The sequence below is a fragment of the Sulfobacillus harzensis genome, assembly GCF_012933365.1.
GTDB classification, from domain to species: Bacteria; Bacillota; Sulfobacillia; order Sulfobacillales; family Sulfobacillaceae; genus Sulfobacillus_B; species Sulfobacillus_B harzensis.
In genome coordinates this window covers 1-8,498 of the sequence record NZ_JABBVZ010000126.1, presented here as the reverse complement: position 1 = coordinate 8,498, position 8,498 = coordinate 1, and the positions used below count along the sequence as shown (strand labels likewise).

Below are 8,498 nucleotides of genomic sequence, written 5' to 3'. Positions count from 1 at the left end.
AGCGGGTCATCTACCTCCCTGTTTTCGGGGGTCAGGTGGGAGAAAATTTTAGGGCAAAAGCCTTTTGAGTCAGCCCCCCCGAGACCAAGGTCTTGGGCTAGTAGGCTAATTCTTTTTATACGAGGAGGTCTCAGGATGGGTGCAGCGCTATCCGTCGCGATTTTGGTTGTCACTATGGCTCTGCTAGTTTCAGGTCGTGTACGGATTGATATCGTCGGTATCATCGCATTGACCTTGGTTGGAATATTTCGCCTCATTCCCACCAATGAATTATTCAGTGGGTTTAGTTCATATGCCGCCATTATCTTGGCTGAGATGTTTGTGCTCAGCGAGGGGCTGCGCCGGTCCGGTGCCACCGATGTCATGGCCTCATGGTTTGAACGACTGGGGAAAAAAAGGCGAACCCCGCCTGTTAACAGCTTTAATGGCCTTGCCCCCCATTCCGTCGAGTTTTGTTTCGGATGTGGGTCTCATGAGCATTTTTCTGCCCACCATGGTGCGGATTCGTCAACGTTTGAAGGTCTCGCTGCACCGCCTGCTCATGCCGTTGGCATTTGCCATTGCGCTCGGTGGGTTATTGAGCATGATTGGGTCGGCCGGAAACATCATCGGCAATTCCACGCTAACCTCCAGCCACTACCCGGCCATTCCGCTGTTCGGGATTACCCCGTTAGGCGCCATATTGGTCCTGGCGGGGTACTTGTTCATGAAGTGGTGGGGTGTGAAGCGACTCCCAGCCGGTGATACGGACGACGAGTTTCTCACCAACTATCAAGAGGTCAAAAGCTATCTTAGCGAAGTGTATGTTTCCCCCCACTCACCGCTGATCGGCAAACCCTTGCATGAAGTCACTTATTTCCGTCAGCATCACCTAACCGTGCTGCGTATCCTTCGCAAGGGTCAGCCGGCCATCATACCCGGAGCATACGATATGTTAGAGGCCAAAGACCGACTCATAGTCCAGGGCAACCAACAAGCCATGGTGGGGTTGACCGCCGCGGATGGCTTGGAAACCGTCGCCGCCAATCGCCATCCATTGCGCCTCAGGAATGCCGGGGTTCGCGTGATGGAAGCCATGGTGCCGCAAACCTCGATCTTGGTCAACCATTCTCTCAGGGAGTTGGATTTTCGGGCACGCTTTGGCGTCACCGTCCTCGCCATTTTGCGCCAGGGCGTGACCCGCGTGCAGGAATTACATGAGATCAGCCTCAATACCGGGGATATCCTCTTAGTCATGGGGGCGGACGACGCCATCACCCGATTGCAAAAGAGCGAGGATCTCACCGTGCTGTCCGATGTGGACCGCACCCCGCCCGCATCGCCGCGTCATCGGCTCATCGCCGTTGGAGTCATGATCGCCGTATTGTTGCTGGCTGCGATGCACGTTCTCGCCATCCAGGTGGGCGCGGCGGCAGGCATTGGCGTCTTGGTGTTGAGTCGCGTGGTCTCGCTCGACCAAGCCTATCGGGCGATCGATTGGCGAATCATCACCTTGGTCGGGGCGTGACGCCGTTAAGTCTCGCCTTGACCAGAACGGGCGTCACGGCCGCCATCTCCCATACCTTGCTGCACTGGTTTGGACCGCTAGGACCCTATGCCATGTTAACCGTTTTCTTTGTCCTGGCTGCAGCGTTGACGCAAGTCGTCAGCAATGTTGCCGCCGCCCTGGTGTTGTCGCCGTTGGCGATCGCCGTTGCCGCCAGCAATCATTGGTCGCCCGATGGGCTGATTATTGCCATGATCGTGGCGTTGTCAGCCGCTCCCATCACCCCGCTGGCCAATAAGGTGTTCATTATGGCCATGGGCCCCGGTCATTACAAATATCGGGACTTCTTCAAAATCGGATTACCTCTGACGCTGGTGATGTTCCTGTTGACGGTGGTCATCACGCCGATTCTCTTCCCGTTTACGGGTTAACCGCACCAACGCGCGACCCTGCGGAAGCTTCGGCATTGTCATTCATTCGCGTACAGCAGCGCTTTTGTCTGGCCATGCGACCATCGATCCCGCAACCACTGCCGATCAACACAGCCTATGGCTTCGTACGCTGCAGATCAGGGGCTATTTATCCTCTGACGCAGGGTGCATGGCCACCTTGGAGAACGGCAGACTAGACACCAAGGGTTTCATGACAGCGTAGGTTGACACGCACGCAGATGTCGTGAATAGTCAAAGTCCGGAGGCCTACCCGCAATGAAAGCCATTTTCACTCCATTCCTCGCCTTAATTATTGTCTTGATGGGCCGGCGCGCCTATCTCTATCTTCGAGGACGCCTGGGCAGAGGGAAATAAAGACCGCTTATCCGTTGCCCAACCTTAAGGCCAACGCACGCAGCTGCTACGTCTAATCCCTGACCAGCCAGTGTCAGACGTACTGGTCGATTTTTCACGTTAAGCGTTGACGGGCGCCATTACGACGCGGGAATGGGGCCACCAGAGCTCCGCGCATGCCGCCGTTCGTGACCGATGACGCTTTGCATTCCAATGGCCATTGCCCGCATCCCACAGAATCCACGCCGACCCCACTGACGGCCACCCTCACCCCCAATCGTCCGCGTTGCAGGACATTCCGACGATCACCGATCACTCGCCACGGCAAAACGGTGCGCTCCCATGGTAGGACCCGCCATCCACAAAGAGGCTGCCGTGCTGAGCAGCCTCCGTGGGCGCATGCCGCCGCTGTGGCGAAACCGTTTTCCGTTGTCGAGATGCAGGCGCGCGTACGCTCGCTGATTCGCCGCAGCCAAGCTAACGGAACTACGGGTCCAGAACAGCTATGGGACGATCTGACTGAGCACACGAACGCGAGAATGCGTCATAGATGGCCGTCCTATTCGCCTGACGCCGTTGGAGTGGCGCTTGTTAAGGGAGTTCGTCTTACACGGCGGGGAGTTTCTTTCGCACGAGTATCTCCTCGGACGCGTGTGGGGTCTCGACTATATAGATGAGCACGAGTACCTGCGAGTCTACATCCGTAATCTGCGGCAACGGCTCGAACCTGACCCGAAGCACCCCATCTATTTGCTTTCGATGCCCGGCACGGGGTACGCGCTTAAGATGCCCGGAGATCTGCCGAATTCTGGCGCTAGCGCGGACGGGAAAAACCCCGGGGTTCACGCCCCGGGGGATTGAGAAAGGTTGCAAGATCCCTGGTCATGGTCACCCGCAAGAGACGGATGGACCGCATCATGTTCAATAGATTCCCTTTTTGAGAAGATGCTGTCAATAGCGCCGACTCTGCCACCAAAGTGTCAATTGGTACCGATGAAAATGAGCACCCGGCTCAGTCCAAATCACTCCGCACCCCGTAAAAGTCGTTGGCTGCGGACGTTGTCCGTACGGGCCTGAAGCTGCGCCCGCCCCAAGTCGCGAGACCGCTGGATTACGAGAGCCGTAGGCTCGCATGGAGAGTTGGACACTATCGAGGGGAAGGACGACCCCCAATGGCCGGCCAGATGTAACCGATGGTGGAATGCCGCCATGCGACCACGGGGAACCTCTCCAGCTACCGAAATGTCTACGGCACCACAATCTCCGTGTTCATGCCGCCGGCCACCCGATTCATGGATGCCCCAGTTGTGACCACGATGCGAATCGGCATGTCCCGTGCCCCGCTGCCTGCCATTGCCCGCCAGACGACTTGTCCCACACGGTTGGTCATCCGTGTGTACCCTCCCGAGTTCGACATTGCTCCCATCATACTAGAGCTGTGCTTGGGAATAAACTGCACGCGCGCATTGGCAATGGGTCCCGTAGAAGAATTGACCGTGACGCTTATCGGAATGGACGCACCGGGCGAGGCTTTGGTCACAAAAGGCCGCACCGTAACCGAGTCCCCGATCGGTGCCGTCGGCGACGTTGTGGGGGTGGTCCACCAGGCGTCCAGACTCCCCAGGGCTGCCATGGTGCTTGGACGATAGGTGGACAGATTGCCAATCTTCACTCCCACCATCTCCATAGTCTTGGCGGGCTGGGCCGATAGGACCACCCGGACTTGCCCTCGGCTGTTGGTCTCATGCGAATAGCTCCGAATGTAACGCGCCGCGGCCGACGTACTGCTGGCCAGCCACCTTGTAGGCGGCATGCCACTGAGGGGCACCATCGTGCCAATATAGATAGTCACCGGCTGATGCGCGGCAGGATGTCCATTTTTCGTCCATGCCGTGAGCCGAAAGCTCGCTGTGTGCCCGGCGGCCACCATTTCCGCCGTTCGATTCACGGTTATGGCGTACACGCTGTGAGATCCCGACGGATGTGCTGCGGTGGGAACGGACGCTGGGGCAGAGGACGTCGCTGAAACCTGCACGGCACCGCATCCCGAAACACCTAGGAGGATGATAATCCCGACCAGCAAAACCCCGTCTTTTTGGAACTTGTCATCCGATAGCCTCCATCTTGAGCCCGATCATCCGAATGCTGTCAATCTCTCGTTGGAACAACGAATAGGGAACCCAGAACACAACCCAACCGGTTTGATAAACGGTATGGCGTGTCCACGGATGGGCACCCATTTTGGATAATTCGACACCGGAAGGCCTGTCAATCACGTCTACCGAATAGGTTGAAGTGCTTGATTGACAAAGGTTTTGGCGATCGGTCCCGTCTGCAGCGTCGCGACAAAATCCTCCTTGCCATCCGCTCTTGGTGACGGGGGACCACTCATACCATAAATCGGACGTCGTTCCTCGAGAAGGTCCGGGTGAGATCTGGGTTATCTCCAACCGTCTTCCGAGTGCAATCCCGTCTATGGTACATCTGGGCTCCGTCCCTCTCGTGGTGACGGCTCATGACCGTGGCGGACGTGATGGCCGGACCATCGCCCCCCACGAAGAACGGAAGCTGCGGGCCCGCGATGTAGTGCAGTTCGGCTCTGGCCTGTAACAGGCCAGTCGCCTTCGTGACGCACGTTCCCAAGGCACCCGTTCGTCGCATACTGTAGGTACCAACCCCGGAAGTTCCCTGCCCCCCTCGCCACCGCGGCGAGCAGGATGCCGCCTTCTCCCTCGCGGGATACAATCGGCAATTTCGACTCCTCAGTGATTTCGGGGCTATTTCCCTGTTCTAAGTCCGAAACCTTTTGGACCACGCCTACGTTATTCCTCAGGGGACAATTGATTTAATCCAATGACATTTCGGCAAAAGATAAGGAGCTCACTATGCAACGTGACATGGCACTGCCGTGGTGGAAGCGAATGGTTGCTTTAGGATCCATTATCACGTGGATGGTCTGGGCTTACGTGCGGCTAATGCCGCCGTCGACAATGATCCGCCATGGTCAACTACTGATTAACCGCTACAATGCGTGGTCCTATGACCATCTCGCGTACTCCGATGTGGTCAAGCTGTATCAGACCCGGTTTCTGTTTCTACACTTCGTGCCGTATATCCAGAATCGCATTGAATACCCCGTCGTCATGGGTCTGTTTATGTGGCTCACCTCTTTGGGGCACGGGGTGAGTTTGTACTTTTTTATCACGTTCAGCGTCTTTACCATGGTGGCCCTCTCGGTGTATTTCGTGATGGAACGGTTGGTGCCGCAGCAGGCGATCTATTTTGGGGTGTTGCCCCTGTTAATGGTCTATGGGCTCTTGAATTGGGATTTGTTGGGAATTGGGTTCATGGTCTTCGGCTGGTACGGGTATAAGCGGCACGCCTATGTGCCGAGTGCCATTCTGTTTAGTTTGGGCGTCTTCGCCAAGTTGTTTCCCATTTTCTTCCTCCCCTTCATCGCAACCGAGTTGTGGCGCACCGGGCAGCGGAAGACGCTGGGACGTATGGTGGTTACCTTTGCGGTGACCGCGGTCGTAGTCAATGGCCCCTTTATCCTGGGCAACTGGAAGAATTGGGCGTACTTCTTTACGTTCAATGCCGGGCGCGGACTCGGGGCTGACATTTATGCTAATCCGTGGATCCATGGCATATCAACTGCGGCGGCCAATGCCTTTTCGCTTATGGTGGTCGTGGCCACCGTTCTGTACTTTATGTGGCGCGTGTATCGGGGAGGGCGCGTCGTCGAGGCAACCGCATTGTCCTTTACCGTCTTCTTGATCGTCAACAAAGTCTATTCCCCCCAGTACACCTTATGGGTGTTCGTGCTGGCCATATTAGCCGAATGGCCCGTCTGGACTTATGTTGTGATCACGCTGGCCGGATTGACCGACTATGTGAATTCATTTACCGTGCTTCAGTTGCTCAGTACGAAATCCCCCAGTGGGCGATGGTATGTTGATCACGTGTTTTTCCTGGGCGTCTTGTACCGCTATCTCAGTCTACTGGTGTCGGGGGCAGGTGCGGCGCTCACCCGGCAGACCGCCGGTAGGCGATCCCAAAACATCTCGCTGGATGCAGAGCTCCCAGCGTCTTGATGAGAGTTAGACCGTGGGCGGTAAGTCAAGGCATCAGGCGTGCCGCGCGTTGCCGCGCACCCTTTAACCATCGGGTCAAATTATAGTGCGATGCGACGGAAAGAAACGGTTGAAAAAGTGGGGTGTCCGTACAGTAAATGGCCAGGTCACGCGTCCCGCACGTTGGCTGCTCGCATTACTTGACATATAACGGTTGGCGTTTTTGGCGATTTTCAAATTGGCCTTGACAGTGGGAAATCGGGGAGCCGGATGCGTAGATTGCGCACGTCCGGTTCTGCGGGGCAGAGGGCGCCCAAAGCACACTCGCAAATACAGCCAAGCCCCAAGGCCCTCTTTACCTACCAAATAGGAGCCCGCGAGTTAGTGTCGTCCACTTTACCTAATCGCGCGCCATAACCCGCAACGGACCACGAAAGAGCAGTTCCGTGGGGACGGCGCGACTTTGCCGCAGTGCCAGCAAATACCCCAGCACCGCGAGGACGACACTCCCGAAAAGTGTGAGCCAAATCCGGTATCCCCCGGTCCAGTGAAAATGGAGCGTCACCAAATGGCCTGCCGCCATCAAGCAACCGCATAAAAGCGTGGCGGCCCCCCATCCCAGCCAAAAGCGAAGGTGAGCGGGCCAAGGACTCAGCGCCATTTAATGAGCCAGCCGGTTTGCACGGCCACGCGGACCCAACCAGCCAACCCAGTCGCAATGACAAGCCCCTCAGCCCCTAGGGGCCGCACCAACAAGAAGTCTCCTACAACGTTAGATGCCATGGCGATCACACCGGCGATGCTGGCGGAGCGCGTGTGACGTTGAGCCAATAAGATGCGCGCGCCGACAATGCCTAACCCCTCGCCCGGGAGCGACAGCGCCCAAAAAAGGACCAGCCGTGACGTCAACAGCGCCGCAGAATGATTAAACCGCCCATGTTCGTATAAGAGCGCGACCAAGGGCAAGCGCCAGAAGACGAGTCCCAGAGTAAAGGGACCCATAATCACCAACACGACCTCATAGGCGTGCTGGGCCCACTCGCGAAATTCGCGGCTCGATCCGGTCTGATTAAAGGCATGAGACAGTTCGGCATAAATTGTCGTCATGAACGGAGTCAGCCCCAGGGTCAGCGGCATCTGGGCCAACACTTGGGAAAAGTTCATTGCCGCAATCCGACCGACCGCAAGCGTAGAGGCGAAGATGCGGTCGACCACCGTTCCACCAATTTGCACCATGTGGGACAAAAAGGTTGGCACAGCCAACTTCAAGTACTGTCGAGTCCACGGGTGCGAGCCGGTGAGTCGCCAATGCAAATGAATATTGTGTCGTTCTAACGCGGGCACCAGATAGGCTAACTGGGCAGCATTGGCCGCTACAAAACCAATGGCCACCCCGACAATGTGCCAGCGAATGCCCAGTGTCACCATGGTGGCGATGCGCACCGCGTTAATCAGAGCGGGAGTGATGGCCACCGTGTGATAGACCCGTTGAGATTGCAGAATGCCGTTGATGAAGTTTCCGAGGACTAAAAAGAACCCAGCCGGCACCATAATACGGAGCAACAACACCGTTAATGGGTACCGGAATTGGAAGCCGGGTGCAATCACGTGGACAATGGCCGGAGCCATCAGTTCCAATAACCCCGTAAGAAAGGCTCCAATCACTAAGGTCCAGCTATAGACTTCGTCCAAGAAAAGTGACGATGGTGCGCCAGTGTCGGCGTCGTCGCTGCGGCCTGCCAACAGGGGAACCATTACCATGCCAAAGGTACCACCCATAATCTCAAACAGCAGGGACGGAATAATACTGGCTACGAGCCAACTGTCGGTCGCTGCTGAAACCCCAAACAAGGCCGCCATTAGCCATTGGCGGAAAAAACCGAGAATTTTCGAGATCAGCCCCGCCCCTGACAGGAGCAGGGTTCCACCAGCCACGGAGCCAAAATTGCGCCGCAAACTGGAAGCAGCTTGCCCGCCGCGAAATGGCATGGCACACCCCCTCAATCAGACCATACTGCAGTATAGCGGCTTGGCCGTCCCAATACCCATGGTAGGTAAAGAGGGGCCTCGGGGCTTAGCTGTGGTAGCGAGTGCCCCTTGAGCGCCCTCCTCCCCGTAGAACCGGACGTGCGCAATTTACGCATCCGGCTCCCC

7 protein-coding genes and 1 pseudogene are annotated in these 8,498 nt (G+C 56.8%); 5 read left to right on the top strand and 3 right to left on the bottom strand.

Annotation, left to right across the window (positions count from 1 at the left end):
• Positions 1–135: 135 nt before the first annotated feature.
• From HIJ39_RS25270 to HIJ39_RS25265, 4 genes and pseudogenes are all read left to right on the top strand, one after another.
• Positions 136–390 (top strand): annotated as a pseudogene (locus tag HIJ39_RS25270) (SLC13 family permease); the annotation flags it as partial.
• Positions 293–1,507, top strand: coding sequence for an SLC13 family permease (locus HIJ39_RS19965; protein WP_420824582.1), 1,215 nt, complete (start codon positions 293–295; stop codon positions 1,505–1,507). The pseudogene HIJ39_RS25270 and the gene HIJ39_RS19965, both read left to right, overlap by 98 nt.
• Positions 1,477–1,917 (top strand): SLC13 family permease, encoded by a 441-nt coding sequence (locus HIJ39_RS19960; protein ID WP_169102802.1) that lies wholly within the window; start codon positions 1,477–1,479, stop codon positions 1,915–1,917. Before HIJ39_RS19965 ends, HIJ39_RS19960 begins: the two co-directional genes overlap by 31 nt.
• 873 nt (positions 1,918–2,790) lie before the next feature.
• Positions 2,791–3,132, top strand: a complete 342-nt coding sequence (locus HIJ39_RS25265; protein WP_420824583.1) for a winged helix-turn-helix domain-containing protein — start codon at positions 2,791–2,793, stop codon at positions 3,130–3,132.
• A gap of 385 nt (positions 3,133–3,517) precedes the next feature.
• Here the strand turns inward: HIJ39_RS25265 and HIJ39_RS19950 are convergent, their stop codons facing one another.
• Positions 3,518–4,306 carry a hypothetical protein gene (locus tag HIJ39_RS19950; RefSeq protein ID WP_169102800.1) on the bottom strand — a complete coding sequence of 263 codons (789 nt, stop codon included), beginning with the start codon at positions 4,304–4,306 and terminating at the stop codon, positions 3,518–3,520.
• 850 nt (positions 4,307–5,156) lie between these two features.
• Between HIJ39_RS19950 and HIJ39_RS19945 the strand changes: the two genes are divergently transcribed.
• Positions 5,157–6,365 (top strand): glycosyltransferase 87 family protein, encoded by a 1,209-nt coding sequence (locus HIJ39_RS19945; protein ID WP_169102799.1) that lies wholly within the window; start codon positions 5,157–5,159, stop codon positions 6,363–6,365.
• A gap of 379 nt (positions 6,366–6,744) precedes the next feature.
• Here the strand turns inward: HIJ39_RS19945 and HIJ39_RS19940 are convergent, their stop codons facing one another.
• Both HIJ39_RS19940 and murJ read right to left on the bottom strand, forming a co-directional pair.
• A complete protein-coding gene (locus tag HIJ39_RS19940) occupies positions 6,745–6,927 on the bottom strand; it encodes a hypothetical protein (protein WP_169102798.1) in 183 nt (60 codons plus the stop codon).
• A gap of 68 nt (positions 6,928–6,995) precedes the next feature.
• Positions 6,996–8,333: a murein biosynthesis integral membrane protein MurJ gene (gene murJ / locus HIJ39_RS19935; protein WP_169102797.1), complete on the bottom strand. Its 1,338-nt coding sequence runs from the start codon at positions 8,331–8,333 to the stop codon at positions 6,996–6,998.
• Positions 8,334–8,498: the final 165 nt, after the last annotated feature.